Source organism: Rhodococcus sp. NPDC056960, from assembly GCF_042674125.1.
GTDB lineage: Bacteria > Actinomycetota > Actinomycetes > Mycobacteriales > Mycobacteriaceae > Rhodococcus_F.
In genome coordinates this window covers 189441-215030 of record NZ_JBHURF010000010.1, presented here as the reverse complement: position 1 = coordinate 215030, position 25590 = coordinate 189441, and the positions used below count along the sequence as shown (strand labels likewise).

General features: G+C 67.4%; 28 protein-coding genes and 2 pseudogenes. 16 read left to right on the top strand and 14 right to left on the bottom strand.

Annotated elements, in window-relative coordinates; all coding sequences use genetic code 11:
• Nucleotides 1-119: 119 nt before the first annotated feature.
• Nucleotides 120-1988 (top strand): Na+/H+ antiporter NhaA, encoded by a 1869-nt coding sequence (gene nhaA / locus ACFTWF_RS18075; protein WP_378462562.1) that lies wholly within the window; start codon nucleotides 120-122, stop codon nucleotides 1986-1988.
• Here the strand turns inward: nhaA and ACFTWF_RS18070 are convergent, their stop codons facing one another.
• Nucleotides 1989-2339, bottom strand: a complete 351-nt coding sequence (locus ACFTWF_RS18070; protein ID WP_378462561.1) for a GNAT family N-acetyltransferase — start codon at nucleotides 2337-2339, stop codon at nucleotides 1989-1991.
• A 96-nt stretch (nucleotides 2340-2435) separates the two neighbouring features.
• Here ACFTWF_RS18070 and ACFTWF_RS18065 point away from each other — a divergent pair, with 96 nt between their 5' ends.
• Nucleotides 2436-3344, top strand: coding sequence for an LLM class flavin-dependent oxidoreductase (locus ACFTWF_RS18065; RefSeq protein ID WP_378462560.1), 909 nt, complete (start codon nucleotides 2436-2438; stop codon nucleotides 3342-3344).
• Between the two features lie 13 nt (nucleotides 3345-3357).
• Here the strand turns inward: ACFTWF_RS18065 and ACFTWF_RS18060 are convergent, their stop codons facing one another.
• Nucleotides 3358-4554 (bottom strand): serine/threonine-protein kinase, encoded by a 1197-nt coding sequence (locus ACFTWF_RS18060; protein ID WP_378462559.1) that lies wholly within the window; start codon nucleotides 4552-4554, stop codon nucleotides 3358-3360.
• A 61-nt stretch (nucleotides 4555-4615) separates the two neighbouring features.
• Here ACFTWF_RS18060 and ACFTWF_RS18055 point away from each other — a divergent pair, with 61 nt between their 5' ends.
• The 4 genes from ACFTWF_RS18055 to ACFTWF_RS18040 all read left to right on the top strand — a co-directional run bounded on the left by ACFTWF_RS18055 (nucleotide 4616) and on the right by ACFTWF_RS18040 (nucleotide 8036).
• Nucleotides 4616-6013 (top strand): plasmid pRiA4b ORF-3 family protein, encoded by a 1398-nt coding sequence (locus ACFTWF_RS18055; protein ID WP_378462558.1) that lies wholly within the window; start codon nucleotides 4616-4618, stop codon nucleotides 6011-6013.
• Nucleotides 6014-6238: 225 nt separating this feature from the next.
• Nucleotides 6239-6691: a hypothetical protein gene (locus tag ACFTWF_RS18050; RefSeq protein ID WP_378462557.1), complete on the top strand. Its 453-nt coding sequence runs from the start codon at nucleotides 6239-6241 to the stop codon at nucleotides 6689-6691.
• Nucleotides 6692-6728: 37 nt separating this feature from the next.
• Nucleotides 6729-6917, top strand: coding sequence for a hypothetical protein (locus ACFTWF_RS18045; RefSeq protein WP_378462556.1), 189 nt, complete (start codon nucleotides 6729-6731; stop codon nucleotides 6915-6917).
• Between the two features lie 75 nt (nucleotides 6918-6992).
• Nucleotides 6993-8036 (top strand): DNA polymerase IV, encoded by a 1044-nt coding sequence (locus ACFTWF_RS18040; protein ID WP_378462555.1) that lies wholly within the window; start codon nucleotides 6993-6995, stop codon nucleotides 8034-8036.
• 39 nt (nucleotides 8037-8075) lie between these two features.
• On the opposite strand, the gene ACFTWF_RS18035 is transcribed toward ACFTWF_RS18040, so the two are convergent.
• Nucleotides 8076-9074, bottom strand: a complete 999-nt coding sequence (locus tag ACFTWF_RS18035; RefSeq protein ID WP_378462554.1) for an MBL fold metallo-hydrolase — start codon at nucleotides 9072-9074, stop codon at nucleotides 8076-8078.
• Nucleotides 9075-9309: 235 nt separating this feature from the next.
• Here ACFTWF_RS18035 and ACFTWF_RS18030 point away from each other — a divergent pair, with 235 nt between their 5' ends.
• The gene (locus tag ACFTWF_RS18030) at nucleotides 9310-10197 is read left to right on the top strand and encodes a glycine-rich protein (protein ID WP_378462553.1); all 888 of its coding nucleotides are present in this window, start codon (nucleotides 9310-9312) and stop codon (nucleotides 10195-10197) included.
• A gap of 88 nt (nucleotides 10198-10285) precedes the next feature.
• Here the strand turns inward: ACFTWF_RS18030 and ACFTWF_RS18025 are convergent, their stop codons facing one another.
• Nucleotides 10286-10789: a CarD family transcriptional regulator gene (locus ACFTWF_RS18025; protein WP_378462552.1), complete on the bottom strand. Its 504-nt coding sequence runs from the start codon at nucleotides 10787-10789 to the stop codon at nucleotides 10286-10288.
• Nucleotides 10790-10901: 112 nt separating this feature from the next.
• Between ACFTWF_RS18025 and ACFTWF_RS18020 the strand changes: the two genes are divergently transcribed.
• Nucleotides 10902-11537 (top strand): TetR family transcriptional regulator, encoded by a 636-nt coding sequence (locus tag ACFTWF_RS18020; RefSeq protein ID WP_378462551.1) that lies wholly within the window; start codon nucleotides 10902-10904, stop codon nucleotides 11535-11537.
• Nucleotides 11538-11559: 22 nt separating this feature from the next.
• On the opposite strand, the gene ACFTWF_RS18015 is transcribed toward ACFTWF_RS18020, so the two are convergent.
• A complete protein-coding gene (locus tag ACFTWF_RS18015) occupies nucleotides 11560-11970 on the bottom strand; it encodes a secondary thiamine-phosphate synthase enzyme YjbQ (protein WP_378462550.1) in 411 nt (136 codons plus the stop codon).
• A gap of 86 nt (nucleotides 11971-12056) precedes the next feature.
• On the opposite strand from ACFTWF_RS18015, the gene ACFTWF_RS18010 reads away from it, so the two are divergent.
• From ACFTWF_RS18010 to ACFTWF_RS17995, 4 genes are read left to right on the top strand one after another with little or no spacing between them, the layout of a single operon-like run.
• Nucleotides 12057-12476: a MarR family winged helix-turn-helix transcriptional regulator gene (locus ACFTWF_RS18010; RefSeq protein ID WP_378462549.1), complete on the top strand. Its 420-nt coding sequence runs from the start codon at nucleotides 12057-12059 to the stop codon at nucleotides 12474-12476.
• A gap of 34 nt (nucleotides 12477-12510) precedes the next feature.
• A complete protein-coding gene (locus tag ACFTWF_RS18005) occupies nucleotides 12511-12966 on the top strand; it encodes a hypothetical protein (RefSeq protein ID WP_378462548.1) in 456 nt (151 codons plus the stop codon).
• On the top strand, nucleotides 12963-13229 hold the full coding sequence (locus ACFTWF_RS18000; protein WP_378462547.1) for a hypothetical protein: 267 nt from the start codon (nucleotides 12963-12965) through the stop codon (nucleotides 13227-13229). Before ACFTWF_RS18005 ends, ACFTWF_RS18000 begins: the two co-directional genes overlap by 4 nt.
• The gene (locus ACFTWF_RS17995; RefSeq protein WP_378462546.1) at nucleotides 13226-13558 is read left to right on the top strand and encodes a rhodanese-like domain-containing protein; all 333 of its coding nucleotides are present in this window, start codon (nucleotides 13226-13228) and stop codon (nucleotides 13556-13558) included. The genes ACFTWF_RS18000 and ACFTWF_RS17995 overlap by 4 nt, the downstream gene beginning before the upstream one ends.
• 44 nt (nucleotides 13559-13602) lie before the next feature.
• Here ACFTWF_RS17995 and ACFTWF_RS17990 read toward each other — a convergent pair whose 3' ends face one another.
• The 3 genes from ACFTWF_RS17990 to ACFTWF_RS17980 all read right to left on the bottom strand — a co-directional run bounded on the left by ACFTWF_RS17990 (nucleotide 13603) and on the right by ACFTWF_RS17980 (nucleotide 15548).
• Nucleotides 13603-14265, bottom strand: a complete 663-nt coding sequence (locus ACFTWF_RS17990; RefSeq protein WP_378462545.1) for a class I SAM-dependent methyltransferase — start codon at nucleotides 14263-14265, stop codon at nucleotides 13603-13605.
• A 60-nt stretch (nucleotides 14266-14325) separates the two neighbouring features.
• A complete protein-coding gene (locus ACFTWF_RS17985; protein ID WP_378462544.1) occupies nucleotides 14326-15015 on the bottom strand; it encodes a tellurium resistance protein in 690 nt (229 codons plus the stop codon).
• 113 nt (nucleotides 15016-15128) lie between these two features.
• Nucleotides 15129-15548: a CoA-binding protein gene (locus ACFTWF_RS17980; protein WP_378462543.1), complete on the bottom strand. Its 420-nt coding sequence runs from the start codon at nucleotides 15546-15548 to the stop codon at nucleotides 15129-15131.
• 79 nt (nucleotides 15549-15627) lie between these two features.
• Here ACFTWF_RS17980 and ACFTWF_RS17975 point away from each other — a divergent pair.
• Both ACFTWF_RS17975 and ACFTWF_RS17970 read left to right on the top strand, forming a co-directional pair.
• A pseudogene (locus tag ACFTWF_RS17975) lies at nucleotides 15628-16692 on the top strand (NERD domain-containing protein); the annotation flags it as partial.
• A gap of 14 nt (nucleotides 16693-16706) precedes the next feature.
• Nucleotides 16707-17444, top strand: a pseudogene (locus ACFTWF_RS17970) (IS256 family transposase); the annotation flags it as partial.
• 15 nt (nucleotides 17445-17459) lie between these two features.
• Here ACFTWF_RS17970 and ACFTWF_RS17965 read toward each other — a convergent pair.
• The 4 genes from ACFTWF_RS17965 to ACFTWF_RS17950 all read right to left on the bottom strand — a co-directional run bounded on the left by ACFTWF_RS17965 (nucleotide 17460) and on the right by ACFTWF_RS17950 (nucleotide 19536).
• Nucleotides 17460-17840 (bottom strand): hypothetical protein, encoded by a 381-nt coding sequence (locus ACFTWF_RS17965; RefSeq protein WP_378462542.1) that lies wholly within the window; start codon nucleotides 17838-17840, stop codon nucleotides 17460-17462.
• Nucleotides 17841-17866: 26 nt separating this feature from the next.
• Nucleotides 17867-18541 carry a 3,4-dihydroxy-2-butanone-4-phosphate synthase gene (gene ribB / locus ACFTWF_RS17960; protein ID WP_378462541.1) on the bottom strand — a complete coding sequence of 225 codons (675 nt, stop codon included), beginning with the start codon at nucleotides 18539-18541 and terminating at the stop codon, nucleotides 17867-17869.
• Complete coding sequence (locus ACFTWF_RS17955; RefSeq protein ID WP_378462540.1) at nucleotides 18538-19068, bottom strand: flavin reductase family protein; 531 nt, start codon at nucleotides 19066-19068, stop codon at nucleotides 18538-18540. Before ACFTWF_RS17955 ends, ribB begins: the two co-directional genes overlap by 4 nt.
• Before the next feature lie 72 nt (nucleotides 19069-19140).
• Complete coding sequence (locus ACFTWF_RS17950) at nucleotides 19141-19536, bottom strand: nuclear transport factor 2 family protein (protein WP_378462539.1); 396 nt, start codon at nucleotides 19534-19536, stop codon at nucleotides 19141-19143.
• Between the two features lie 322 nt (nucleotides 19537-19858).
• On the opposite strand from ACFTWF_RS17950, the gene ACFTWF_RS17945 reads away from it, so the two are divergent.
• Entirely contained in the window at nucleotides 19859-22528 is a 2670-nt protein-coding gene (locus tag ACFTWF_RS17945; RefSeq protein ID WP_378462538.1) for a LuxR C-terminal-related transcriptional regulator, read from the top strand.
• 34 nt (nucleotides 22529-22562) lie between these two features.
• Here the strand turns inward: ACFTWF_RS17945 and ACFTWF_RS17940 are convergent, their stop codons facing one another.
• Nucleotides 22563-23399, bottom strand: a complete 837-nt coding sequence (locus ACFTWF_RS17940) for a mycofactocin-coupled SDR family oxidoreductase (protein WP_378462537.1) — start codon at nucleotides 23397-23399, stop codon at nucleotides 22563-22565.
• Nucleotides 23400-23433: 34 nt separating this feature from the next.
• Nucleotides 23434-24630, bottom strand: coding sequence for an acyl-CoA dehydrogenase family protein (locus ACFTWF_RS17935; RefSeq protein WP_378462536.1), 1197 nt, complete (start codon nucleotides 24628-24630; stop codon nucleotides 23434-23436).
• A gap of 279 nt (nucleotides 24631-24909) precedes the next feature.
• On the opposite strand from ACFTWF_RS17935, the gene ACFTWF_RS17930 reads away from it, so the two are divergent.
• Nucleotides 24910-25569: a GIY-YIG nuclease family protein gene (locus ACFTWF_RS17930; protein ID WP_378462535.1), complete on the top strand. Its 660-nt coding sequence runs from the start codon at nucleotides 24910-24912 to the stop codon at nucleotides 25567-25569.
• The last annotated feature ends 21 nt before the right edge of the window (nucleotides 25570-25590 follow it).

Sequence of the window (25590 nt, the reverse complement as noted above, 5' to 3'; positions counted from 1 at the left end):
CCATGGCGAGATGGTAACGCGCAGTGTTCGGGTAGTCGGGCGGCCCGAACGGACTGCGGAGCGGCTGATGGGCAGCGGCGTTAGGCTGACCAGCGGCGGAACTGGAAGTGAGGGGACAGATGACGGTCGACCAGAGCAGCCCCACCCCACTTCGGCGACTGTCGATGAGGTTGGCCGAGATTCGCGACGACACGGACGACGACAAGCTGTCGGCCGGCTTTCTCCTCGTCGCGACGATCGTCGCGTTGGTGTGGGCCAACGTCGGGCAGTCGTACGAGTCGTTCTGGCACACGCCGGTGACGATCCAGATCGGCGACTATGTCGTCAGCCTCGACCTGAAGCACTGGGTCAACGACGGGTTGATGACGCTGTTCTTCTTCGTCGTCGGGTTGGAGGTGAAACGCGAGCTGACGATCGGCGAACTCACCGACCGTGCCCGCGCCGCCGTCCCGCTCCTCGCCGCCATCGCGGGCCTGGCGCTGCCCGCCGCCCTGTTCCTCGTCCTCAACCCCACCGGGGAGGAGGCGAGCGCGTGGGGCGTCGTCGTCTCCACCGACACCGCGTTCGTGCTGGGGGCGCTCGCGCTGGTCGGTCCCCGATGCCCCGCCCGGTTGCGCCTGTTCATCCTGACCCTCGCAGTCGCCGACGACATCGGCGCCCTCGCGATCATCGCCTTCTTCTACACCGATAACCTGCGGCTCGGGCCCCTGCTCCTCGGGTGCGTGGGACTGCTGCTGATCATGCAGTTGCGCAAGCTCGAGGTGTGGCGTGGCGTCGCCTATTTCGTGGTCGCGGCGGCCACCTGGGTGGCGTTCTACGAATCCGGCGTCCACCCCACCCTCGTCGGTGTGCTGATCGCGCTGATCCTGCCGGTGTATCCGCCGAGACGCAGCGAGGTGGAGCGGGCAGGGGAACTCACGCGCGCGTTCCGGCAGTCACCCAACTCCGACTACGCCCGCGCGGCGCAGCTCGGGGTGCTGCGGGCGGTGTCCGTCAACGAGCGTCTCCTGCGCTTCTACCAGCCGTACACCGCGTTCCTCGTCGTCCCGATCTTCGCGCTCGCCAACGCGGGAGTGGTCATCACCGGGCAGACCCTCGCGGACGCGGCCCGGTCGTCGCTGGCGTGGGGCATCGTGCTCGGCCTGGTGGTCGGCAAGCTCGTCGGCATCACCGCGGCCACCGCCATCCTCTCGAAGCTGCGGCCGGGCAGCCTGCCACCCGGGCTGACGCTCTCGCAGATCACCGGCGGCAGCGCGCTGGCCGGCATCGGCTTCACCATCTCCCTGTTCATCGTCGACCTCGCCATCGACTCTCCCGAGCTGGCCAACGAGGCCCGGGTCGGCGTGCTGACGGCGGCCGTCATCGCGACGGTGCTCGGCTGGGCGTTGTTCCGGCTGTCGGACTGGCGGTACCCGCCGACGAAGGCACCCGGCCTCACCCTCCTGCGGCCCGTCGCCCTTACCCGCGATCACGTCCGCGGCCCGGCCGATGCGCCTCTCACCCTCGTCGAGTACGGCGACTTCGAATGCCCGTTCTGCAGCAAGGCCACCGGCAGCATTCGGGACGTGCGAGCGCATTTCGGTGACGAACTGCGCTACGTGTTCCGGCATCTGCCTCTCGACGACGTGCACCCGCACGCCCGGTTCGCCGCCCAGGCCAGCGAGGCGGCGGCCGCGCAGGGACGGTTCTGGGAAATGCACGACCACCTGTTCGCCAACAGCGACGCCCTCGCCGAGGACGAGATCTTCGGGTACGCGGCGGAGCTGGGGCTCGACACTGACCGGTTCGAGGAAGACATCCGCAAGGGCGAATACCTCCACCGCGTCGACGACGACGAACTCGACGCCGAGTCGAGCGACTTCCGCGGGACCCCGACGTTCTACCTCGGCGCGACGGGCACCGACCTTGTCCGGCACAGCGGCCCCTACGACGCCGCGACCCTCATCGGACAGCTCGAGGAGGCCCGCGGCGCCGACGGCCGGCCGTGATCAGCCGCGCGAATCCTTCACCGCCTGGACGGCGTCGGGGGTGACCGGGTCGACGCTGTCGGCGAAGTCGTCGTGCTTCTTGAGGTAGCCGGCGACGAACGGGCAGATCGGCACGATCCGCTTGCCGCCGCGGACGGTCTCGTCGAGCGCGCCGTGGATCAGGGCGGTGGCGAGGCCGCGTCCCGCGAACTGGTCGCCGATCTCGGTGTGGAAGAAGATGCGCTGGTCGCCGCGGTCGAGGTACTCGGTGAGCCCGGCGCGCTCTCCGTCGACGTGGATTTCGAAGCGGTGGTGGTCGGGTGCGTCCCGCACGTCGGGAGCGGAGCCTGCGGTCGTGTCTTCGGATGTCATGAACCCACTATGCCGCCCGGCGAACCGGGTGTTCCCGGCGGGCGAGGTGGTGGATGATCGAAAGGAGTCCGGGAACCGAGAGGGGACGCGACCGAGATGACCGACTACGGCAGAGCCCTCCAGTTCGGCGTGTTCGTCACCCCGACGGTGGAGTTGCTGAGCAACACGTTCGAACTCGCCGCGCTCGCCGATGAGACCGGGCTCGATTTCGTCGCCGTTCAGGATCACCCGTACCAGGCGAAGTTCCTCGACTCCTTCTCGCTGATGGGCACCCTGCTGGCCCGAACCGAGCGGGTGCGCGTGTTTCCCGACGTCGCGTGCCTGCCGCTGCGCCCGCCCGCGGTGATGGCGAAGGCCGCGGCCAGTCTCGACGTCATGTCGGGCGGCCGGTTCGAACTGGCGTTGGGTGCGGGCGCCTTCTGGGAGGCGATCGGCGCGATGGGCGGCGACGTCCGCACGCCCGGGCAGGCGGCGACGGCGGTGGAGGAGGCGGTCGAGGTGATCCGCCTCATGTGGTCCGGGGAGCGTGCCGTCCGATCGGAGGGCAAGTTTTACCGCCTCGACGGGGTGCATCCCGGGCCGGTCCCGGCGCATCCGATGGGGATCTGGCTCGGTGTCGGCGGGCCGCGGTTGCTGCGCGCGCTGGGGCGTTCCGCCGACGGATGGGTCCCGTCGAGCTCGTACTTCCCGCCGGAGGTCCTGCCCGGCATGCACGCGAAGATCGATGCGGGCGCCGCGGACGCCGGCCGCGATCCGAGTTCGATCGTCCGCGCCTACAACATCTTCGGGCGGGTAGGCGACACTCCGTCGGACACGCTGTTCGAGGGAACCACCGAGCAGTGGGTGAGCCAGTTGACGGACCTCGCGGTGGAGACGGGCATGGACACGTTCGTCTTCGGCACCGACGGCGACGACCCCGCGCAGGTCAGGAAATTCGCGACCGACGTCGCGCCGGCCGTGCGGGCCGCCGTCGACGCGCACCGCGGCGTCGGCACCCCTGCGTGAACCACCGACCGGGTCAGTTGCCGTTCTTCTCCTTGTCCTTGGTCTTGTTGTTCCCGTTCCCGTTCCCATTCCCGTTGTTGCCGTTGCTGTTTCCCGGACCCGGTTTCGGGGCGTTCGCCGAAGGTGCGTTCGGCGGCGGGACGGGTGCGACGGGGGTGATCTCGACGGCGCTGCTCGGGGCGGTCACGGGGGCCGGCGGCGGACTGACGGCGGTGGTGCCCGCGCCGGGGCCGACGGTGCCGTCCCGATTCTGCGCCGCGATGGCCAGCGCGCCGACGACGACCGCGACCAGCAGCGCGGCAATGGCGGCGATGATCAGACCGGTCCGCCGGCGGGGTCGCGCAGGCTCGGGCGGTAGCTCGTGGACGGCCGTGGTGGGCGTGAATGCTCTCGTCGGGGGGACGGGCGTTCCGAGGACGGCGGCCCGCATCGACGGGGCGTCGGCGTACCGATGCCGCGGATCGCGGGCCATCGCCCGTTCGATGGTGTGCGCGAGGCCCGGGTCGGCGTCCGGACGCATCTCGTGGAGGGGCCGGGCCGCGCCGTCGGTGATCGCCCGGGCGAGCGAGAGGATGTTGTCGCCGGCGAACGGCCGCTGCCCGGTGACGGCCTCGTAGCCGACGACCCCGACCGCGTAGAGGTCGTCGGAGGGGGTGGCGGGTTTGCCGGTGATGCGATCCGGACTGAGGTACGCGACTGTACCCAGGACCTGCCCGGTCGCGGTGTGGTCGGAATCGGCGCTCTTCGCGATCCCGAAGTCGGTGACCTTCACCGCGCCGGTGGCGGTGAACAGCACGTTGCCCGGTTTGATGTCGCGGTGCAGGATGCCGGCGTGGTGGGCGGCGCCAACCGCGGCGAGCACGTCCGCGAGGATCGACCGCACCCGCCCGTCGGGGAGCGGACCGCCGGCGATCTCGTCGGCCAGGGTGCGGCCGGGAAGGCGTTCCATCACGATGTACGCCACGCCGGCGTCCTCGCCGCAGTCGTGGACGGCGACCACATTCGGGTGGTTCAGCGTGGCGGCCAGCCGGGCCTCGGCCTCGAACCGCCGCCGGGTGTCGGGGACCGACGCGAGTTCCGGGCGCAGCACCTTGACCGCGACCGGCCGTTCGAGGCGCAGGTCCCAGCCGTCGTGGACGTCGGCCATCCCGCCCCGGCCCAGCACTGCTCGCAACTGGTACCGACCTGCGAGAACCGGGGACACGGGCATGCGTTCACGCTATCGTCACCACTTGTGCCGGACACCGCTGCCTCCCGCCTAACATGACGCCATGACCGCTTCGGGTAAACGCCGACATCTGTCCGTCGTCCCCGACGTGCCGATGATCGTCCGGCCGTCGGCGAGGCGGGGTCGCCGCGACGTCGCGAGCTATCACCTGCGTATCGAACTCGACGAGGTGACGCCGCCGATCTGGCGTCAGTTCGTGGTGCCGTCGAACCTGTTTCTACACGAGCTGCATCCGATAGTGCAGACGGTCATGGGCTGGCAGGACAGTCACCTGCATTCGTGGGTCGGCGGCGAGCCGCCCGCCTCGGAGCGTTACGAGATGCGCGAGAGCATCGACGAGGGATTCGCCGACGAGGACGACGAGCTGTGCGAGGACGCGGTGCGGCTCGACCAGGTTCTGGCCGAACCCGGCGAACTGCTGTCCTATCTGTACGACTTCGGGGACGGCTGGGACCACACGATCGTCCTCGAGCGGATCGACGCCGACGGGTCTGCGCCGACGATCGCGTGCGTTGCCGGCGCCCGCGCCTGCCCACCCGAGGACTGCGGCGGACCGGGCGGGTACACGGATCTGCTGAAGGTCCTGGCCACCCCGTCGCATCCCGGTCATCACGACGCCGGGGCGTGGGTGGGGCCGGGTTTCGCGCCTGAATCGTTCGGTGTCGACGTCGTGAACCGTAACCTCCGGTTGGAGGCCGTGATCCGTGACCACGGCCCGGTGACCGATTCGAAGTTGGCGGACTTGCTGCGCCGGATCCCGCATCAGGCTGCCCCGCATGTCTTTTCGCTCCTGGAGCATGCCGGGCTCACCGACCGGCGGGTCGGCATCGAGGCGGCCCAGGACATGGCGACGCGGCATCTGCGGTGGTTCCTGCAGCGGATCGGACCCGACGGCATCACCCTGACCCAGGCAGGCTATCTGCCCCCCGTCGTCGTGGCGGAGATGCGGCAGACGCTGCCGGGCTTCGACGAATGGCCCGCCACCAGTAACCGTGAGACGGATCAACGGCCGGTCCACCTGCTCCGCGAATACGCCAAGACCCTCGGACTGGTGCGCAAGTACAAGGGAAAGCTGGTTCGGACCAATCTCGGAAGTTCGATGGCCGGCGACGTCGTCAAGATGTGGCGTCACCTGCTCGAGCGTCTGCCGCTCGGCACCGACCAGGTCGAGCGGGAGGCCGGATACCTCGTGCTTTTCACCCTCGCCGCCGGCACCTCCTCGGACGAACGCCGAGACGCGATCGCCGAGGGACTCGCCGCCCTCGGCTGGCGGACGAGCGACGGCACCGTCGTCGGCCGGGAAGAACTCTTCTGGATCGCGCGCCCCACGATCACCTTCCTCGAACTGATCGGCGCCATGGTCGAGGGTTACCGCCAACGCGACCAGCCCATGGACCCCCAATGGGGCCGCCTCTTCGCGCAGATGGTGCTGTCGATGTAGTTCCGCAACGCGGAAGTCGGTGCCGTTAGTCGAACATGTTGCGGGGAAGGCGTATTCGACTGGGATGGTGACCGGATGCTGCTCCCGATCGCGTCATTCGTGTGATCGACACAGTGCGGTGCAGAACGCTTTCGGCGCACATCTGTCGGAACCTTCTGCTTTGATACGACTCATGGGGAGCCCGACGCTCCCCGGCGTTATCGCGAGCATGGGAAGGTGATGGCGATGGTCGATTCCACCGAGTTGCCCGAGGTTTCGTGGGCGGGAATGGTCGAGTGGTTGACGGGGTCGCTGGTCGATCAGCCGGTCGCGCTCGTCGTCGAGATCGGCCCGAACAGCTACATCAGTGACGACGACGACCAGGAAGTCGTCTGCGCGCAGATTCAGGTGCTGGCCGACGGTGTGCTGATGCTTCGTCGATCACGTGTCGAGCTCGGGCATTTGCTGCTCGCCGATTACTCCTCCGGGAACCTGCCACTCGACAGGTGGCAGTTCGACGGTCACTTCGAAGACTGCACGGACGGCTACCTCTTCAGCCGGGACGTCAACCTCATCGCGAACACGTGCGTGGCCTGGTTCCGGGACAACTGGGGCACCCGGTCCACCAGCGAACTCGGATGTTCGTACCGCTTTCCCGACGAGTTGCTGCCGCCGTCGGACTCCACGGATGTATCCTGAAGTCTTCGCCTTTCGCGGAGTCACCATCGGAGGCACAATGCCTACCCATCACCCGTCACGGACGGACCGCGGCTGCGCTCTCTGTTCCCCGCGCAAGCGGCGTGGCATCGGCGTCGCTGCCCGCGAGACCATCCCGACGCGTCGCAAACTCGGGAAGGCCCGCCGGCTGGTGCGCGGCGATCTGGGCGACTACGCCGACGAAATGTGGGACCGCGAGGCGGAGTAGACGCGGATCCGAACGGTGCGGCCGAACTGACGGATTTGCCGGTGGTCTGCCCGTCGATTCCGGCACACTGGCTTCATGAGCACACCGCCGCGTCGCCGGTGGGTGCTGCATGTCGATCTCGACCAGTTCATCGCCGCGGTCGAGGTGCTGCGGCACCCTGAGCTGCGGGGACGTCCCGTTGTCGTGGGCGGTCGCGGGGATCCCACCGAGCGTGCGGTGGTGTCGACCGCGTCGTACGAGGCGCGTGAATTCGGTGTCGGTTCCGGCATGCCGATGCGGATCGCGGCCCGGAAGATCCCCGACGCCGTGTTCCTGCCCGTCGACGCCGAGGCCTACACCGAGGTGTCGGGCGTCGTGATGGACACGTTGCGGAAGCTGGGTGTCGTGGTCGAGGTGATGGGCTGGGACGAGGCGTTTCTCGGTGTCGAGACCGACGACCCGGAGACCTTCGCGCGAGGCGTCCACGACGCCGTCCTCGACGCGACCGGGCTGCACTGCTCAGTCGGTATCGGCGACAACAAGTTACGCGCCAAGATCGCGACGGACTTCGGCAAACCGCAGGGCGTCTACCGGCTGACGGAGGAGAACTGGTTCGACGTCATGGGGGAGCGTCCCACCGACGCGCTGTGGGGGATCGGCAAGAAGACGGCGAAGAAGCTTGCCGCGCTGGGCATCAGCACCGTGCGGGAGTTGGCGGACGCGTCGGATCAGGAGTTGGCGGCGACCCTCGGTCCGACCATGGGTCCGTGGTACGCGAGGATCGGTCGGGGCATCGATCACTCCCCGGTGTCCGCCGAACCGTGGGTGGCGCGGTCGCACAGTCGTGAGACGACCTTCCAGCAGAACCTCGCCGGCCGGGAAGCCGTCACCGAGGAGATCCGACGCCTCGCCGCCCGGGTCAGGGAGGACATCCTCGCGGAGAACCGGATGGCCGTGCGGGTGGCATTGAAGGTGCGCTACGCCCCGTTCGACACCCACACGACGAGCAAGCCACTGCCCGAGCCGACCTTCGATCCGGACGTGATCGCCGATGCGGCAGCGGCATTGGTCGACCGGCTCGACCACGAGCGCGAGGTGCGACTCCTCGGCGTGCGGTTGGAGATGACCCCACCCACGTGAGCGGCAAAGCGTGCCCGAGGACGCTTTGCCGCTCACGTGTCAGCGGCGGGCGAAGACGGCGGGTTCGCTGTCGGGGACCTGGGCGACGAGGTCGCGGGCGACGAGGTGCCGAAGGTGGGCTGCCGCCTCGGACAGCGCCATGCCCTTGCCCATGGGGGAGATGTCGGCCCACGGCTTGTACCACTTCATGCGCTCGGCGACCTGCCACACGGTGATCTGGTCGTCGCCGAAAGCCTTGTACAGGTGGTCGAGTCGCTCTTCGTGGTGCTCGATCAGTTCGCCGGCGCGGCCCGCGACGTCGTCGATGGGGATGCCGTGGGCGCCGAGGCCGCGGGTGATGTTCATGGTCTGCACACGGCGCAGCGAGTCCATGAATTCGGCCAGGCCGTCGCGCTCCTCGAGCGGGTAGACGAAGTTGCCGACGTGAGGCGTCGTCTTCTGCAGGACGTGGTCGCCGGTGAACATCACGTCGGCGTCCTCGAGGTAGAAGCAGATGTGGCCGGGGGTGTGTCCCGGGGTGTAGACGGCGCGCAGGTTGCGGCCGGTGAGGGCGATGAGCTCGTCGTCGACGAGAACGCGGTCGGGTGCCGAATCGGGACCCGTGGGCGGTTTACCGCTCGCGGACTTCGCGAACGCCTCGAGGTCTGCCGGGCCGGCACCGGCGCGCGTCATGTTGGCCTTCTGGAACTCCAGCCACTCGGGGCCGTGACCGGTCGACATGTGCTGGAACATTTCGTGATCGGATTCGTGCATCGCGATCCACGCGCCGGATGCTTCTCGGACGCGCCCGCACAGGCCAGTGTGATCGGGGTGGAAGTGAGTGAGGACGACGCCCTCCACGTCCTTCACCGAATGCCCGATCGCCTCCAGTCCCGAGGTGAGGCCGTTCCACGCGTTGTCGTCGTCCCAGCCGGCGTCGACGAGAATCAGTCCGCCGGGGGATTCCATCGCGTACACGAGTGTGTGACCGAGGGGATTGTCCGTGATCGGGACCGGAATCTGGAAGATACCGTCGCCGATGGGCGCCGCGTCGTTCATATGCATACCTCGTTGCCTAGAGGAACAAATTAGTTCTACCTCTCTTCATACTGACCTCCTACTGTCGATTGCGATACCGCGGGTCCCGATTAGCGGTACGACACACGCTGTGACCAGGTGTTTCCTGAGGCATGGTCGCGCGGGAAATTGGAACACCGGGCTGGACGCCGGACGCTGTGGAATGCTCCCACTCGGACCAGCTTTCACAATGCTCGCGTTGCGACAGGAGACTGCTTTGACCACAAACCTCGATCGATCACGCCGCCGGTGGTACACGACCGGAATGTGCGGCCTCGCCGTCATCGGCGCCTCGGGCCTGCTCGCCCCCAGTGTCGCGGTTGCCGCGCCCGCGGCGTTGCCTGCGGGCTGCGTTCAGGGCGCGGGCACCCAGGTGACCTGCACGTTCACGTTCACCGGCAGTGCGCAGTCGTTCACGGTTCCCGACGGTATTACCAGTCTGGCGGTGACCGCGACGGGCGGACGTGGTGGCAACAGCTCCGGAACCAATGACGCGATCCTGGGCGGCCCCGCGGCCGTCGCGTCCGGACAGCTGACGGTCGCCGCCGGTGACGCGCTCTATATCCAGGTCGGCGGGAACGGCGGCGACGGAACGGGAGCGGCTGGGTACAACGGCGGCGGAGCGGGTGGCGAAGTGAGCGGCGGCGGAGGCGGCGCGTCCGACGTTCGCACCGGGTCGGGTGAGCTCGCGGATCGTCAGATCGTCGCCTCGGGCGGCGGCGGTGCGGGCGACACCTACATCGGTGGTGGAGGCAACCTGATGGGATCTGCCGGGCAGGCCGGCGGAGGGGGTGGAGGCGGCGGCGGCGCCACGGACACGGGCGGCGGCATCGGAGGCAACGGCGGCACCGATCCGCATGGTTCGCCCGGTGAGGCCGGCGTCGGTGGTGCGGCCGCTGGCGCCGGCGGCGGTGGCGGCGGCGGCTGGTTCGGTGGTGGCGGTGGCGCCGACAACTACGGCGGGGGCGGTGGCGGCGGCGGATCGTCGTACGCACCCGGCGGGACCTTCGCCGCCGCTGCGGCGGACGCGGCACCCACCGTGATCATCACCTACGGGCAGGGATCGGGAACGGGATCGCTCGGAAACCTGTTCGGCAGCAGCTGATCTCGCCTCCAGCGTCGGAATCCACTGGATAGCCGACGACAATCGGCAGCAGCCCGGACGAAAGTCCGGGCTGCTGCCGATTGTGTTGTCAGACGGCCGCTGCGGTCGTGCTGGATTCGTAGATCTCTTCGATGCGGCGTCGAGTCTCGTCCGGGTCGGACTTCATGGCGAGGACGAGTTCGGAGATGACGAGCTGCATCGCGTGCTCGAGCTGCCGCTTCTCGCCGGCCGACAGCGGCTTCTCCTGTGAACGCGTCATCAGATCGCGGATGACTTCACTGACCGTGAAGATTCCGCCCACGGTCAGCTTTTCCTGGTTGGCCTTGTAGCGCCTGGACCAGTTGGACGGATCGTCGACGGTCGGTCCGCTCAGGATGTCGAAGACGCGATCGACTTCGTCGTTGCTGATCGCGTTCCGTACGCCGAGCGCTTCGGCCTTCGCTACCGGGATCTCGATGGACAGCCCGGTCTGAGCGACTTCGAACTGTACGTATTCGGTGGGCAAATCTTTGAACATCCGGGTTGTGAGCTTTGTGACGGTCACCGACCCGTGGTGCGGGTACAGGAAGATGTCACCGATATTGAGATTCATTGATTACCTACCCTTCGCATCCATTATGGCACACGCTGCCATATTGACAACGGATGCCCGGATGTGAACGATCGTCGGGTGGGTGCTCACCTACCGATAACGAAGGCCGTTGATGACCAGACTCGAAGTGTTCCCCGTGCCGCCTGACCTGCCTGTTAGCCCTCCTGGGCTGCGGGAACGGCGACGCGAGCAGACGAACGTGGAGATCAGTGAGACTGCGCTCACACTGTTCGAACGCAACGGTGTCGAGGCCACCACGGTGGGGCAGATCGCGCAAACGGCGGGAGTGTCGCAGCGAACGTTCTTTCGATACTTCGCCACCAAGGAGGAGGCTGCGCTCCGGGATCACTGGGCGTTCGAAGCGGTCGTGGCATCGGGGCTCGATCAGCTCGACCCGGACATCTCTCCGAGGCTCGCGTTGGAAACCTCCTTCGCCGCCGCGCTGGTGACGTACTCGGAGAGCTCGTCGGTTCCCTGCCGGCGATTGTTGCGCGTGAACCGGCTCATCAAGCAGGAACCGGCGCTGCGTGCTGTGCTGGCGCGGGAGAGTGTGCGGCGGACGGTGGCACTCGTCGACGTGGTCTCGACGCGATTCGACTGCTCTGACTTGCAGATTCGACTGGCGGTCGACGTGTCGATCGCCGTGCTCCGGGCGGCGTTGGAGACGTGGGTGGATCGGTCCTCCTCCGATGAGTCGGCGAGCCTCCCCGAAATCTATTCCACGGCAAGGGGACTTGCGCGAGTGTGAATCGAAGACGGCCCCCGGTGGTTCAGCCGGCGAGGAAGCTGAACCGGACGTGCCGCACGGGGTTGTCGATGTTGGTGTCGACCAGGCACACGGACTGCCAGGTGCCCGTCGCGAGTGTTCCGTCCAAGACGGGCACAGACGCATAGGGCGGCAGGAACGCCGGCAGCACGTGGTCGCGGCCGTGCCCTTGGCTGCCGTGGCGGTGCGTCCACCGGTTGTCGCGGGGAAGCACGTCGTCGATCGCCCGCAGAAGGTCGTCGTCGCTACCCGCGCCGGTCTCGATGACGGCGATTCCCGCCGTGGCGTGCGGCACCCACACATGCAGCAGGCCGTCGCCGGCGCCGGCCGACGCGAGGAACTTCTCGATCTCACGGGTCAGGTCGTGCACCACCGGCTCGGCGCCGGTGCGCACCTCGATCTCGGTACTGAACATGGATCCGACGGTAGCGCGATTGCGGTGTGTCGGCAGTGTCGAGTTGTCCTGGAGTCGCGGTCGTCTCGTGTCGGTAGCCTGCTTTCATGTCTGAGCCGCCGCCCTTCAGTCCCACCGTCACGTTGCTCACGGTGGGCCGGGTGTGGGAGGCCGCGTTCGCCGAGGCGCTGAAGCCGTTGGGGTTGACCACGCGCAAGTACGGGTTGCTGGGGCATGTTCGCGGAACGCCGGGTATCTCGTTCAGTGAGCTCGCCCGGCGTTCGCGGATCACTGTGCAGAGCGCACACTCGGCAGTTGCGGCGTTTGTCGAGGCCGGGTTCGTCGACGACGCGACGGCGCACGCGGGGTCGGCCTCCACGCTGCGGATCACGGCGGAGGGCGAGTCGCTGCTGGCCCGGGCGGCTGAGGTGGTGGCTCGCCTCGACGCGGAGTTCGCCGTCCAGCACCCCGAGCTCACCGAGGCGTTGCGGGCGCACATGCTGCGGGTGATGTCGGCCACCGACTGACCTCCACCACCTACCTTCAGTTAGGCTGAAGGTTATGGAATCGCTGTTGCTCTCCGCCCACGTCGTGGCGGGCATTCTCTTCGTGGGTCCCGTCGCGGTGGCCACGAGCCTGTTTCCGCGGTACGCGCCGGTGACCGTCTCGCTGGGCGGTCCGCAACGGGACGAGCGGAGCCTCGACACCGCCCGCGTGCTGCATCGCATCACCCGCGTCTACGGACTGCTGGCGATCGCGGTCCCGGTCGTCGGCCTCGTCCTCGCCTCTCTCCAAGGCCGCACGAGCGAGGTCTGGGTCGTGGTCGCGATGGTGCTCACCGCCGTCGCCGGGGGACTGCTCGCCCTGCAGGTCGCCCCGCTGCAAGGGGAAGCGCTCACCGCACCCGACGACGGTGCCCGGCTGCGTCGCCTCGGCATGATGACCGGCCTGTTCAACGTGCTGTGGGTGGTCGTTGTCGTGTTGATGATCGTGCGGCCCGGATCGAGCTACGCATGACGGGGATGCTGCGCGCGCTGGCTGCGCTCTCGGTTGTCGAGACCGTCAGCGTGTTCGCGCTGTTGGTCAACCTCGTCACCGTCCACGACGGCGCCGTCGCCCGTGTCCTCGGTCCGATTCACGGTGCGCTCTACCTGGCTGTTGCCGTCACGGCGTTGCTCGGTCGCGGACTGACGACGCGGACCCGCGTCGGTGCCCTCGTGCCGGTGCTCAGCGGCCCCCTCACGATGGTCAACCTGCGACAGGTGGCACGCAGCGCATGAGTTTTCGACACTACCTACGCCGACCACCAGCCGTCACCGCCGCCGACGCAGTCCGCCTCGTCGAGGAGGGCGCGCTCGTCGTGGATGTCCGCCGCCAGTTCGAGTGGAACCGGGTACACATCCCGGGAGCCGTGCACGCGCCACTCGAAATATTGCTCGAACGCTGTCTCGCGTTCCCCGACGACCGCCTGCTCATCACCTTCTGCACTGGCGGCATCCGGTCGGCCGGTGCAGCGAACCTGTTGGTGGAGAACGGCTTCGACGCAGTCAATATGAGCGGCGGGCTCATCCACTGGCGCGCTGCCGGCGGGCCGGTCACCGACCGGTGAACAACCCTCGCCGTGCAGCGGCCGCCCGGTGTTTGCAGAGGGGACTACAGCTTGTGCGCGCGCAGGACCACGTCTTGGGTGTGGTGCGCACCCGCGCCGCCGCTGATCGAACGCTCCCGCACCTCGTTCACGTCGATGTGCCAGCTGTCGTCCAGGAGCGCTGCGACATCACCGGGTGCGACCCATTCATCGGGATCGAAGCCGTGTTCGCGCGCCACACTGCCATCGCTCATGTCGTGGTGCACAACCAGCAAGATGCCGCCTGGTGCGACCGCGGAGAGCAGCGCACGTTCGGCGACGCGGTCGGCGGTACTGCGCAGGGCGGGGTACTGAGCCGAGACCAGGTCGAAGCCGCCTGCGGGCAGGTCGGCATCGAGCAGTCCGCTCAACATCCAGGTGATGTCCGAGCCCTTCCCGTCGGCGTGGGCCGCGGCCCGGTCGAGGGCGACCCGAGAAACGTCCAGCGCGGTCACGGCCCATCCCCGGCCGGCGAGCCAGAGTGCGTCCGCGCCTTCACCGCAACCGACGTCGAGTGCCCGTCCCGGCCGTGCGCCCGTCATCTCGTCGACGAGTGCGCCGTTGGGTTCTCCGCTCCACACGCGATCCCGCTCGCTGTAGCGCGCATCCCACTCGTCCGCCTCGCTTGATTCTGCCGTGAACCCGGTGGCCTCGCTCGCATGTTCCATGCCGACACTGTGCACCAGCATCGCCGTTTTCGGCGAGAGTTCTTGCCGGATCGGCAACAGGGCCGGTACTCCCGGAGACCGCTACTTGCGGCCCGCCGCCCACTTCATGCCCCAGTTGTAGGACCTGTCGAGATCGGCCTGGCTGCCTTCGACGTACTTCACCTCGCGGGTGACGGTGATGCCCTGCCCGGTGTTCTGCAGCATCGCGATGGCGCAGATGCGAGCGGAGCTGTTCGCGGAGTCCAGTCGAACCTCCACCTCGGGACCGCTGGTGGGGTAGAGGGTGACGACCCCATCCACGGCTGCCCAGTTGGGTGCGCCATCGTAGATCATCGCGAAGATGAGGATCCGCTTGAACATCTCGGGTCGGTCGAGACCAATATGCATGTTCTCGCCGCCGGTCACGGTGCCGGTGCGGTCGTCGGCGTCGAGCTTGATGAACGGGGCGTTCTGCAGCGAGCCGAAGGTGTTGCCGAGTGCCTGGACGACGCCCTTCGACCCGTCGGCGAGTTCGTAGAGGCAGCCGAGGTCGAGATCGATGCCGTTGTTGCCGCCGGCGGCGGCTGCAAGCTTCGCGAAGAAACCGGACTTCTTCGGCTGCGGTGTCGCCCCCGTCGACCAGTTGAGATTGACGCGCATAGCGCCCTGCCGATCGCCCGACTTCGTGAGGCTGACCGACGGCGCGGCCTTCGATAAAGTGACCTTGCTCAGACTGACTCCGCCCTGCGGTGCGGCGGGGGTGGATGGGCGGCGGGTGTAGTCGATGGCCACAGGGGAGAACCTTCCGGTTGGCTGAGCGGCTCGTATCGGACCGGGTGTCCGATTTGCACGATTTCGGTCCAGGCTAGCCGTAGTCGCGAGCGGCGCAGGCCGGCCCGACTACGTCACGCCGATTCCCGTGCACTCCACTCGATCGCCGGGCAGGTGTCCATGACCATGGCGACGCCCTTCGCGATCGTTCGCTGGAAAGCGGCCTCGTCAATGACGCCCAGTTGGAACCAGACGCCTTTTGCTCCCACCTCGACGGCCTGGTCCGCGAACTCTCCGGCCGCCGCGCTCTGCCGGAAGACGTCGACGACGTCGATCGGAAACGGCACGTCCGCCAGAGTGGCGTACCCCTGCTCGCCGAGGACGGTCGGAGCGGTGGGATGGATGGGGACGATTCGTTTCCCCCGTCGCTGCAGCAACTCCGCAATGCGGAACGCAGTCCGGTCGGGGTTGCCGGAGAGTCCGACGATCGCCCACGTCTCCCAGTCGTCGAGCATCGACGAGACGGCGCTGGGGTCCTGCCACGAAGTGTCCACACCGCAAAACTACTACTCGCCGTGGATGTCGGCCGGGGATCTCCGCGCTCGAACGAAGCCGCCGTGCGACAGTAACCGCATGGTGATCCGAATTCCCGAGAATCCGCGTCTGGTCAATGGTTCCGAGGAATCGGTGTGGAATGCGCTGCTCGGTCAGCTCGGTGATGGTGACTTGGTGGTGGCAAATCAACGGGTCACCGATCGACTCAAGGATCACGAGATCGACTTCGTCGTGGCGCTCGAGGGATACGGAATCGTTTGCTTGGAGGTGAAGGGCGGGCAGATCTGGCACGACGGCACCGATTGGTACCAGAAGCAGCGAAGGGGGCCGACGGTCATCAACCCGGTCCGGCAAGCACGTGACGCGTCGTACGCCCTGCGGAGCTACCTGGAGGCCGACCCTCGGTGGAGTCACGGGCGGTTGCGATGGGACCACGTGGTGGTCTTCCCGAATACGGATATCGCCGACGACTTCGCCCTGCCGGAGTGCCCGCGCTGGAAGGTGATTGATCGCGGCGACCTCGACGACGTGGTGCCGCGGTTGCGGAAGGTGCTGTCCGGTCAACAGCTGGACCGCCCGGCGCTGCCCGCGGACGGGGTCGATCAGCTCACGACCGTCCTCTCCGGACGCGGACTGCCGCAACGCGATGTGGTTGCGAGGGCGATCGCGAATGAAGACGCGGCCGATGCACTGACCGCCCAGCAGTCCGTGATTCTCGACGCGATCCGGCTGTTGAACCGGGTCGAGGTGCGGGGCGGCGCAGGCAGTGGCAAGACATTCCTCGCCGTCGAGAAGGCGCGGCGGCTGGCGAAGCAGGGGGAGCGGGTGGCACTCATCTGCTATTCGCACGGGTTGGCGTCGTATCTCGAGCGATTGACCGCCACCTGGTCCTACAAGGAGCGTCCGGCGTATGTCGGCGAGTTCCACGCGCTGGGTCAGCGGTGGGGAGCGCCCGAGGGTCCGGACGAGAGCATCCGCAACACCGACACCGTGCAGTTCTGGGAACACGACCTTCCGCGGCACATGGCGGAGTTGGCGTCGGAACTACCGTTGCGGGAACGGTTCGATGCGGCGGTCGTGGACGAGGCGCAGGACTTCGCCGACGACTGGTGGGGTCCGCTGCTGGCGGCCCTGCGTGACAAGCGGGGGCACCCCCAGTCAAGATCCGCGAAGGTCAGGTCGCCAACCGACCCTGGGGGTACCTCCCGCTTGCGGGGGACTACGTCGCCATCGGTGTCACCACCGCCGGGGAACGCGAGATCCTCGGATCGTGGGCCGGCGACGGCGGCGAAGGCGCCAAATTCTGGCTCGCCGTGCTCACCGAGATCCTTGGGTCGCGGCGTCGCAGACGTCTGCATCGCCGTCTGCGATGGGCTCAAGGGGCTGCCGGAGGCGATCACCACGGTGTGGCCGCTCGCGGCGGCGCAGGCCTGCTTGATTCACCTGCTGCGCAACACATTCCGCTAAGCATCGCGACAGCATTGGGACGAGATGTCGCGGGAGCTGCGTCTGATCTATACCGCCGGCAACGAGTCCGCGGCCGGGGAGTGTTTCACCGAGTTCGCCGCCAGGTGGGGTCCGAGGTATCCGGCGATCGTCCGGTTGTGGGAGAACGCCTGGAGTGAGTTCGTGCCGTTCCTCGACTACGACGCCGAGATCCGACGGGTGATCTGTTCGACGAATGCGATCGAGTCCCTCAATGCTCGCCACCGGCGGGCAGTCCGGGCGCCTGGACGCTTCCCCAGCGACCAGGCCGCGCTCAAATGTCTCTACCTCGTCACCGTGTTCTGGACCCAACCGGCACGGGAAGAGCACGATGGGTGACGAGGTGGAAACCAGCCCTCAATGCGTTTGCTATCACATTCGAAGGCCGAATCACCCCAACTGGAAGTTAAATTCATATGCCAGAGCTAGTTCCACCGAAGTTCTGATAGTCCCAAGCGTTCGTGTCCTGTTCCACTTGGATGCGAGGTGGTAGGTGTTGTGGACGTTCGGTGCCACTTCGAGGGGGTGCCGGCGATGGTGATACCGCAGGCGGCTTTGGTGGGGTTGTTGCCGGGCAGGGTGATGCGGTCGGTGCCGAGGTCGCGGAGGATGGGTGCACAAAAGTCGCGGGCGTCGGCGGGTAGCCCGAGTTGCGGGGCGCCGCAGCCGGCGCGTCGGCGATCCTCTCCATCGCTCCGGACAGTTGCGCGCCGCAGTCGCTGCGCCGTGCCGCAGACGTCGCCGATGAGGCATTCGCTGTGGACGTGGGTGAGGGCGGTGGTTCCGGCCGAATTGCCGAAGACCATGGAAAGGTTCTAGGTTCCGGCGGTGATCAGTACGCGATGGCGGCGAAGCTGCCGTGGTGGGTGGGGATCTCGGCGTCGGCGCAGTGTTCGATGGTCGCGGTGTGGTGCCGGCAGTTCACCAGTTCTTCAATGGTGATGACGGGCAGCTTCTCGCGGACCGCGAAGGCGTGCAGGTCGTCGCCGCGCAGCATGTCGCGTTTGTCTGCGGTGGTGACTGCGCAGATCAGTCCGACGGGGGACAGACCGGCGAGGGTGCACAGGTCGACGGCTGCTTCGGTGTGGCCGGGACGAGTGAGGACTCCGCCGTCGCGGGCACGAAGCGGGAGGACGTGGCCGGGCCTGGTGAGGTCGGTGTCGACGGTCGCGCGGTCGGCGAGGAGGCGGATGGTGCGGGCGCGGTCGGCGGCACTGATGCCGGTGGTGGTGCCGGTGGCGGCGTCGACGCTGACGGTGAACGCGGTGCCCAGCGGGTTCGGGGGATCCCCGACCATCAAAGGGAGGCCGAGAGCGCGCGTTCGTTCGGCGGGCATCGCGACGCAGAAGAAGCCCGAGGTGTGCCGGAGGAAGTAGGCGGCGTCCTGCATGGTGACGAATTGTGCGGCCATCACGAGATCGGCTTCGTTCTGACGATTTTCGTCGTCGAGGACGAGGATCGGTTTCCCGGCGCGCAGCTGTTCGAGGCACTGTTCGACGGTGTTCATGCGGGGCTCGCGGGGGTGAGCTGGTGGAAGGTGGAGGTGTAGAAGAGCAGGGGGTCGGGGGTGTTGGTGGCGCCGAGTTCGACGATGCGGCCGACGACGAGGTGGTGATCGCCGACGGGTTGGACGAGGTGGATGTGGCAGTCGATCCAGGCGTGTGCGCCGGTGAGGCGGGGTGATCCGGTGGTGGCGGGGGTCCAGTCGATGCCGGTGAATTTGTCGGTGCCGCTGCGGGCGAAGGTGCGGCCGAGGTGGTGTTGGTCGGCGGCGAGGATGTTGGCGCAGAAGCGGCCGGAGGCGGCGATGGTGGGGAAGGTGGTGGAGGTGTGGGCGACGAAGAAGGCGACGAGGGCGGGGTCGAGGGAGACGGAGCTGAAGGAGCCGACGGTGAGTCCGACGGGGTTTCCGGTGGTGTCGAGTGCGGTGACGGCGACGACGCCGGTGCAGAATTTTCCGAGGACGGTGCGGTAGGCGTCGCGGATGTTTTCGGGGGTGGTGGCGGTGAGGTGCGGTTCGGTGGTGGTGCGCATCGGTACCTTCTTCAGGCTCAGGGTGGAGGGAGAGCTGCCGGCCGCCGCGCTGCCGCGGCGACCGGACAGCAGCTAGACCGACAGCCCGGTCTTGGCCCAGAACTCCTCGAACGTCGCCGAGCACATGTCGGTGCCGCGGGTGACCTGGCCGTCCTCGAAGCGGTGCGTCATCACGATCGTGGTGTCGAGTTCGAGTTCGCCGAGACGGCGGTAGGCCCGGACGTTGGCGGTCACCAGATCGTCACCGACCACGTCGACGGAGACCACCTCGTTGCGGGACTCGTCGAGCTTCGCGAGGACGCCGAACGCCTCGAGGAACTCGGCCTTGGTGTAGAGGCGCAGGGTTCCCTCGAGGGTGAAACCGGCCCACGTCATCTCGTCCGAGTACAGCTCCACGAGCGGAACCGGGTTCCCCTCGTCGGCGGCGGCGAAAGCTGCCTTCAGGGCGGCGGCATTGCTGTTGGTCATGCGGACTCCATCGTCGCTTCGGGTTAGTCGTCACCACGGGTCGTTCTGTGGTGTGTATCACCCTGCCCGGTGCGGGAGTGCGGCGGAACCGTCCAGTTACGTGGTTCGCTACGGTCACGCGCGAGCGGGCGCATCGGTCAGCATTCGTGCAGGTGAAGGGCCTCTTCCGGCGTGTGGGCAGCGCTCGGCCGCGTAGAACGCACGGTCGCGGTGACACATCTTGACCCCCGATAGTTGACAGGGGCACGGCCAGCGACCAAGGTGATCCAGATCTCAATTACCGGGAGGTTGGCCGACCGGTTTCGAGCCCAGAAGGGACCTTGTGAACGCTGACGAGTGGGACGAGATTCGCCGACTCCACCGGCAAGGATCTCCCATCAAGCACATCGCCGTGCAGCTCGGAATGTCGCGCAACACGGTGCGTCGCGCGCTGACTCTCGACGAGCCTCCCAGTGACCACCGCAGTCGACGCGGCTCCGTCGTGGATCCCGTTGATTCGGTCATCCGGGAGCTGATCGCCGACGACCCCGACATCGCGATCGCGGAGATCGCCCGACGGATCCAATGGGACAAGTCGCGGACCACCCTGGCCCGTCGGGTCACCAGCATCCGCGAGGAACTGTCGGCCGGCGAGTCCCACGACAGCCCCGTCGAGACGATGCCCGCGGTCCCGTCGGTGCCGGTCTACGGAACGAGCTTCGTGGGGCGACGAACCGAACTGCTCGAACTGCGGCGACTGCTCGGCGACCACCGCCTGGTGACGATCACCGGCCCGGGCGGAATGGGTAAGACCCGCCTGGCGATCCACGCCGCCGTCGAATACCGCCGCGCCTTCCCGGACGGGGTGCGCGTGATCGAATTCGCCGCGCTGCGAAGCCCCGACCTCCTAACCCAGACCGTCGTCGACGGGCTCGCCCTCGCCAACCGCGACATGCACGCCAGCCCCACCGAGAACACCATCATCGAGTATCTCCGGACGCGGCGGATGCTGCTGATCCTCGACAACTGCGAGCACCTCCTCGACGAATGCGCGCAACTGGTGTCGGTGCTGCTGCGGTCCACGACGGACCTGCGCATCGTCACCACCAGCCGCGAGATACTCTCGGTTCCAGACGAATTCGTCTTCCCGCTCTCCCCGTTGCCCACGGTCAACGGAACGGAGTCGACCACGCCGGCGCGCGGGACGGGCAGCGCCGTGGAACTGTTCGTGAACCGGGCCGCCTCCGTGCTCTCGAAGTTCGAGCTGACCGAGGAGAACCGCGACGCGGTGATGCGCGTCTGCGATCGTCTCGACGGCCTCCCTCTCGCCATCGAATTGGCCTGCGCGCGACTGCCCGTGCTGTCGGTGCACGAGCTGGCGGACCGGCTCGATCACCGACTCAATCTCCTCACCACCGGCAACCGCACCGGCCCGCAGCGCCATCGCAGCCTCCAGGCGACGATGGACTGGAGCTACGAACTCTGCACCCGCGAACAGCAACTCCTCTGGTCACGCGCCTCGGTGTTCGCCGGCGGATTCGACCTCGGCATGGCCGAAGAGGTCTGCAGCGACGACGACGTGCCAGCCGACACCGTGCTCGACGGCATCTCGGCACTCGTCGGCAAGTCGATCCTGCACCGCGAAGAGGGCGGCACGCACGTGCGGTTCCGGATGCTCGAGTCGATCCGCGAATACGGGAACAGCAAGCTGACCGCCTCCGAGATCGACACCCTGACGCTGCGGCACCTGCGCTGGTGTACGCGGCTGGTGACGACGACGGCGGACACCTGGTTCAGCGCCGATCAGCGCACCGGCAGCGAGAAGCTGCGTCGCAACCACGCCAACATCCGGTCGGCACTGCACGCGGCACTGCTGGATTCGTCCGGCGACGACGAAGTGCGGATGGCTGCAGACATGGTCTCGCGCGCCTGGTTTCTCTGGTCGTGCGGGTTCTCGGTGCGCGAGCATCGGATGTGGCTGAACCGCATCCTCGAACGCGAGACGGCGCCGACGGCCACCCGGGGTCGGATGCTCGTCAATCTGGGTCTCGTCCAGACCCTGCAGGGTGACCGCGAGTCCGCCGACAGGGCGCTGACCGAGGCCAGCGCCGTCAACCTGACCGCGGACGACGCGACCACCGGCGCGTTCACGGCGGACGTCATGGGGTTGAAGGCGTTCTTCGCCGGCGACTTCGAGGAGGCGGAGACCCGGCTGACCGCCTCGCTAAAGATGTATGAGGGCATCCCGGAACGCGAGGATCTCGCCCACACGCTCCGCGTCCACCTGGGGATGCTCTACTGCTTCACCGACGAGACGGCGCGGGCCGCGGAACTCTTCGAGACGGTGAACCAGCGTGCCATCGCGGTGGGGGAGTCGTGGCTGCGTTCCTACGCCGTCTACGGGCTCGGGCTGGTGGCGTTGATGAACGACGACTTCGAGGACGCCCTCCGGCGCGGCTCCGAAAGCCTGCGGCTGCGGCGTGACTTCGACGACGTCGTCGGAACCACCCTGGTCACCGACCTGCTGGGGTGGGCCGAAGCCGAGGCGGGTTCGGCGGAACGCTCGGCCGTGCTCCTCGGGGCCGCGTCGTCGATGTGGGAGTCGTTCGGCATGCAGCTGTACGGCTCGAGTCACTGGGTGGAGCAGCGCGCGCGATTCGAGAAACAGGCACGAAAGGCGCTGGGCGACGATCGGTTCGAGAAGTGCCACACCAGCGGTGCCGCGATGTCGGTCTCCGAGATCACCGGATTCGTGCTCGGGGAGTTGGTGCCGTCCGGTGATGAGGATCCGGCGGACCGCACACGCCCGGAAGACACACTTTCCCCGCGGGAGCAGGAGGTGGCGGCGCACGTGGCCGCCGGTATGACCAACAAGGAGATCGCCGCCAAGTTGGTGCTGTCGCCGCGCACGGTGGAAGGGCACGTCGAACACATTCTGGAGAAGCTGGGAATGAGCAGGCGTCACGAGATCGCCGCGGCGTTCGCGCACGCGGGGCGGGGCACGCCGGCCTAGTTGGGCGTGCCCCGCGCTCGCGTGACTGGGCGGGTCAGACCTTGTTGAGGGCTCCGGCGTCGACGGGCATCGCGATGCCGGTGACGTAGCGCGCCGCGTCCGACGCCAGCCAAACCACGGCGTTGCTGACGTCCACCGGCTCGATCCACGGCGTCGGCAGCACGTTCATCGCCGTCTCGCACGCCTCACGGAAGTCGTCGTGCGTGGGCGTCTCCAGGTCGGGACGGAACAGCCGGTACATGTCCTCGTTGTCGATCATGTCCGTCAGCACCGACGTGGGATGGATGGAGTTGCAGCGAATGCTGTGGGCGCCCAGCTCATTGGCGGCCGTTCGGGCGAGCCCGGTGACCCCGTGCTTCGCGGCGACGTAGTGAGCGAAATTGGGGAACCCCTGCAGACCGCCGGTGGAGCTGATCAGCACGATCGACCCACCCTCGCCCTGCTCGATCAGGACGGGGACCGTCGCGCGCATGGTCTTCCATACGCCCGACAGGTTGATGTCGACCATTTCGTCCCACTGCTCTTCGGTGAGCTCGTGCAGGGGAGCGGACGAGAAGATGCCGGCGTTCGCGACCACGGTGTCGAGGCGTCCGAGCTTCGCGACACCCTCGGCGACCACGTCCTGGAGCTGACTCAGCGACCGCACGTCGGCGACCGCGACATGGGCGCGCTGCCCGAACTTCTCGATGTGCCGGGCGGTTTCCTGGAGGTCGTCCTCCGTCGCTCCGTGGTACTTCGTCGTGGCCGGCTTCGCGCAGAGATCGACGATGATGACGTCGGCTCCCTCTTCCGCGAGCCGGATGGCATGCGAGCGTCCCTGCCCGCGTGCGGCTCCCGTAACCAGTGCGACCTTGCCTTCAAGCTGTCCCATCGGGGGTCCTTCCGTTGTGAATGAATGGGGGTGTTCAGACGGCGTACGCGCGCATGATCGGCGTGGCGGCGTCGACGAGGGTGATCTGATCGACCAGCATGTGCTGCGTCGCGACCGCAGCGTCACGCACGCACCGGCCGAGCGCGCTGGGGTTGCGGATCGACTGGCTGCCGGCCCAGCGGTGCGCGAAGCCGACGATCTCGCCGGCCACCTCCTGCGACCAGGTGATGACCTGACGCAACCGGGCGCGCTGCTCCTCGGTGATCTCCACTCCGGCGCGTGCGCTGGCCTCGGCGTCCTCGTGCGCGGCGTACACGTACAGGCGCGTTGCCTGGTATAGCGCTTCGTATTTGCTGAATTCGCGGCGGAACAGTTCCGACTCGCCGACGACGGTGGCGTAGCCGGGGCGCGCCTTGTTCGCGACGATCCGGACGATCTCCTCGAGTGCTCGCTTCGCCAACCCGAGTGCCACCGGGGCGTGCCCGCCGACGCCGATACCGAGCAGTCCCAGGCGGTACACGGCCTCCGGGCGGACGGGGGTGGTGGAGAACGTCTCCATCGTGAACTTGTCCGGGATGAAGCGGTCGTGGACGGCGTAGTCGTAGCTGCCCGTGCCGACCAGTCCCATCACGTTCCAGTTGCCGAGGAATTCGACGTCGGCCCGCGGCAGGAAGCCGACGCGGCAGTCGGGGGTACCGGCCTCGTCCACGATGGGGTTCCCGTTGTCGTCGTGGACGACGAATCCCGCGCCGATCCAGGTGGCGTGCGCGGATCCGCTCGCGAACTGGTAGCGGCCGGTGACGCGGTAGCCGCCCTCGACGCGGACGGCCTTGCCGGTGGGCATGATCATGCCGGCGGTGATTCCGCGGTCCGGGCCGCCGAACATCTCACGGGCGCCCTCGTCGTTCATGAACCCGGCGGCGATGCCGGTGCTGAAGGAGTTGGCCATCAGCGCCCACCCCGTCGACGCGTCGGCCCGGGAGATCTCCTCGATGACCTCGAGTGCCTGCACGATGCCCAAACCGCCGCCGCCGAATTCGGTCGGGACGAGGGTCCAGAACAACTCCGCCTCGGCGAGCGCCTCGTAGACGGGCCGGGTGATCGTCGCGTCACGCTCGATCGCATCCGCCTCCTGCTCGACGACGCGAGCGACCGCCTTCGCCCGGGCGAGATAGTCGACAGGCTCCGAATCGGCGAGAACGGACACGACTCGATCAACGGTTTGCGTCATGGAAATGACCTTCCTGGTATGCAACTCGGCTCTGCGTCACCACACCTTCCGGCGGGGACGAGATCGCGGTATGACCTGAATCACAATGGTCTGTTCGCGCGTTGCACACAGGCGGGTGACCACGTGGTCCATTACGTGGTCACCCAGTCGGGTAATGCGGCGAGCGTGACGCTCGCCTGTCAATCGTCGTTGGGCCAGGGTTGGCGTTGGGTCGATATGGACAGCGGCTATCAGCCGATCACGTGGCTACCGACTGTGGAAATGTGGACGGTTCCGTAGATGCTGTCGCCCCGCTATGACAACATCCTCGGCATGAGTCCGATTGTCGCCGCGCAGGATGAATCTGCGCTCTACCTCGCTGCGTCACCGCACACCCGTGAGCAGGTGCTCGCCAGGTCGTGCCCGGTCCCGGCTACCGCGGGTGTCTACGGCTGGTGGTTTCGGAAGTTGCCGGCCGCGATCGAAACCTCGGGGTGTGCGAAGCGGGACGGGCTCACGCTGCTCTACACGGGCATCAGTCCGAGCAAGCCGCCGACGAACGGCAAAGCCCCTAGTACGCAGAACATCCGGAAGCGGGTCAAGACCCACTACACCGGTAATGCTGCCGGGTCGACGCTCCGCCTTACGCTCGGTTGCCTGATCGCGGATGAGATCGGGATTGAGCTGCGTCGCGTCGGATCGGGCGAGCGGTGTACCTTCCACACGGGGGAGACTCTGCTGTCGAAGTGGATGGCCGAAAACGCCCTCGTTTCGTGGATCGCTCGTGAGGAGCCGTGGGAGCTCGAGGACCAGTTGATCGCGAGTCTTGACGTACCGCTCAACCTGGACGGCAACTCGCGCAATTCCTTCTATCTCCAGTTGAAGGCTGCACGTGCCGATGCGAAGCGCCGCGCGAAGGAACTGCCAGTTCTTCCCAATCCGGGCGTGGGCGGGCGGTAAACCGTGCGATTCAACTGATCT

What these genes read in the sequence shown, in the direction of transcription:
- ACFTWF_RS18020 (WP_378462551.1), top strand. Translation starts at nt 10,902, where the DNA reads ATGACCAGACTCGAAGTGTTCCCCGTGCCGCCTGACCTGCCTGTTAGC.
- ACFTWF_RS18015 (WP_378462550.1), bottom strand. Translation starts at nt 11,970, where the DNA reads ATGTTCAGTACCGAGATCGAGGTGCGCACCGGCGCCGAGCCGGTGGTG.
- ribB (WP_378462541.1), bottom strand. Translation starts at nt 18,541, where the DNA reads ATGAACACCGTCGAACAGTGCCTCGAACAGCTGCGCGCCGGGAAACCG.
- ACFTWF_RS18000 (WP_378462547.1), top strand. Translation starts at nt 12,963, where the DNA reads ATGACGGGGATGCTGCGCGCGCTGGCTGCGCTCTCGGTTGTCGAGACC.
- ACFTWF_RS18005 (WP_378462548.1), top strand. Translation starts at nt 12,511, where the DNA reads ATGGAATCGCTGTTGCTCTCCGCCCACGTCGTGGCGGGCATTCTCTTC.
- ACFTWF_RS17955 (WP_378462540.1), bottom strand. Translation starts at nt 19,068, where the DNA reads ATGCGCACCACCACCGAACCGCACCTCACCGCCACCACCCCCGAAAAC.
- ACFTWF_RS17940 (WP_378462537.1), bottom strand. Translation starts at nt 23,399, where the DNA reads ATGGGACAGCTTGAAGGCAAGGTCGCACTGGTTACGGGAGCCGCACGC.
- ACFTWF_RS18060 (WP_378462559.1), bottom strand. Translation starts at nt 4,554, where the DNA reads ATGCCCGTGTCCCCGGTTCTCGCAGGTCGGTACCAGTTGCGAGCAGTG.
- ACFTWF_RS18055 (WP_378462558.1), top strand. Translation starts at nt 4,616, where the DNA reads ATGACCGCTTCGGGTAAACGCCGACATCTGTCCGTCGTCCCCGACGTG.
- ACFTWF_RS17990 (WP_378462545.1), bottom strand. Translation starts at nt 14,265, where the DNA reads ATGCTGGTGCACAGTGTCGGCATGGAACATGCGAGCGAGGCCACCGGG.
- ACFTWF_RS18045 (WP_378462556.1), top strand. Translation starts at nt 6,729, where the DNA reads ATGCCTACCCATCACCCGTCACGGACGGACCGCGGCTGCGCTCTCTGT.
- ACFTWF_RS18010 (WP_378462549.1), top strand. Translation starts at nt 12,057, where the DNA reads ATGTCTGAGCCGCCGCCCTTCAGTCCCACCGTCACGTTGCTCACGGTG.
- ACFTWF_RS17950 (WP_378462539.1), bottom strand. Translation starts at nt 19,536, where the DNA reads ATGACCAACAGCAATGCCGCCGCCCTGAAGGCAGCTTTCGCCGCCGCC.
- ACFTWF_RS17965 (WP_378462542.1), bottom strand. Translation starts at nt 17,840, where the DNA reads ATGGTCTTCGGCAATTCGGCCGGAACCACCGCCCTCACCCACGTCCAC.
- ACFTWF_RS17935 (WP_378462536.1), bottom strand. Translation starts at nt 24,630, where the DNA reads ATGACGCAAACCGTTGATCGAGTCGTGTCCGTTCTCGCCGATTCGGAG.
- ACFTWF_RS18035 (WP_378462554.1), bottom strand. Translation starts at nt 9,074, where the DNA reads ATGAACGACGCGGCGCCCATCGGCGACGGTATCTTCCAGATTCCGGTC.
- ACFTWF_RS17930 (WP_378462535.1), top strand. Translation starts at nt 24,910, where the DNA reads ATGCTGTCGCCCCGCTATGACAACATCCTCGGCATGAGTCCGATTGTC.
- ACFTWF_RS18040 (WP_378462555.1), top strand. Translation starts at nt 6,993, where the DNA reads ATGAGCACACCGCCGCGTCGCCGGTGGGTGCTGCATGTCGATCTCGAC.
- ACFTWF_RS18050 (WP_378462557.1), top strand. Translation starts at nt 6,239, where the DNA reads ATGGTCGATTCCACCGAGTTGCCCGAGGTTTCGTGGGCGGGAATGGTC.
- ACFTWF_RS17995 (WP_378462546.1), top strand. Translation starts at nt 13,226, where the DNA reads ATGAGTTTTCGACACTACCTACGCCGACCACCAGCCGTCACCGCCGCC.
- nhaA (WP_378462562.1), top strand. Translation starts at nt 120, where the DNA reads ATGACGGTCGACCAGAGCAGCCCCACCCCACTTCGGCGACTGTCGATG.
- ACFTWF_RS18065 (WP_378462560.1), top strand. Translation starts at nt 2,436, where the DNA reads ATGACCGACTACGGCAGAGCCCTCCAGTTCGGCGTGTTCGTCACCCCG.
- ACFTWF_RS18025 (WP_378462552.1), bottom strand. Translation starts at nt 10,789, where the DNA reads ATGAATCTCAATATCGGTGACATCTTCCTGTACCCGCACCACGGGTCG.
- ACFTWF_RS18070 (WP_378462561.1), bottom strand. Translation starts at nt 2,339, where the DNA reads ATGACATCCGAAGACACGACCGCAGGCTCCGCTCCCGACGTGCGGGAC.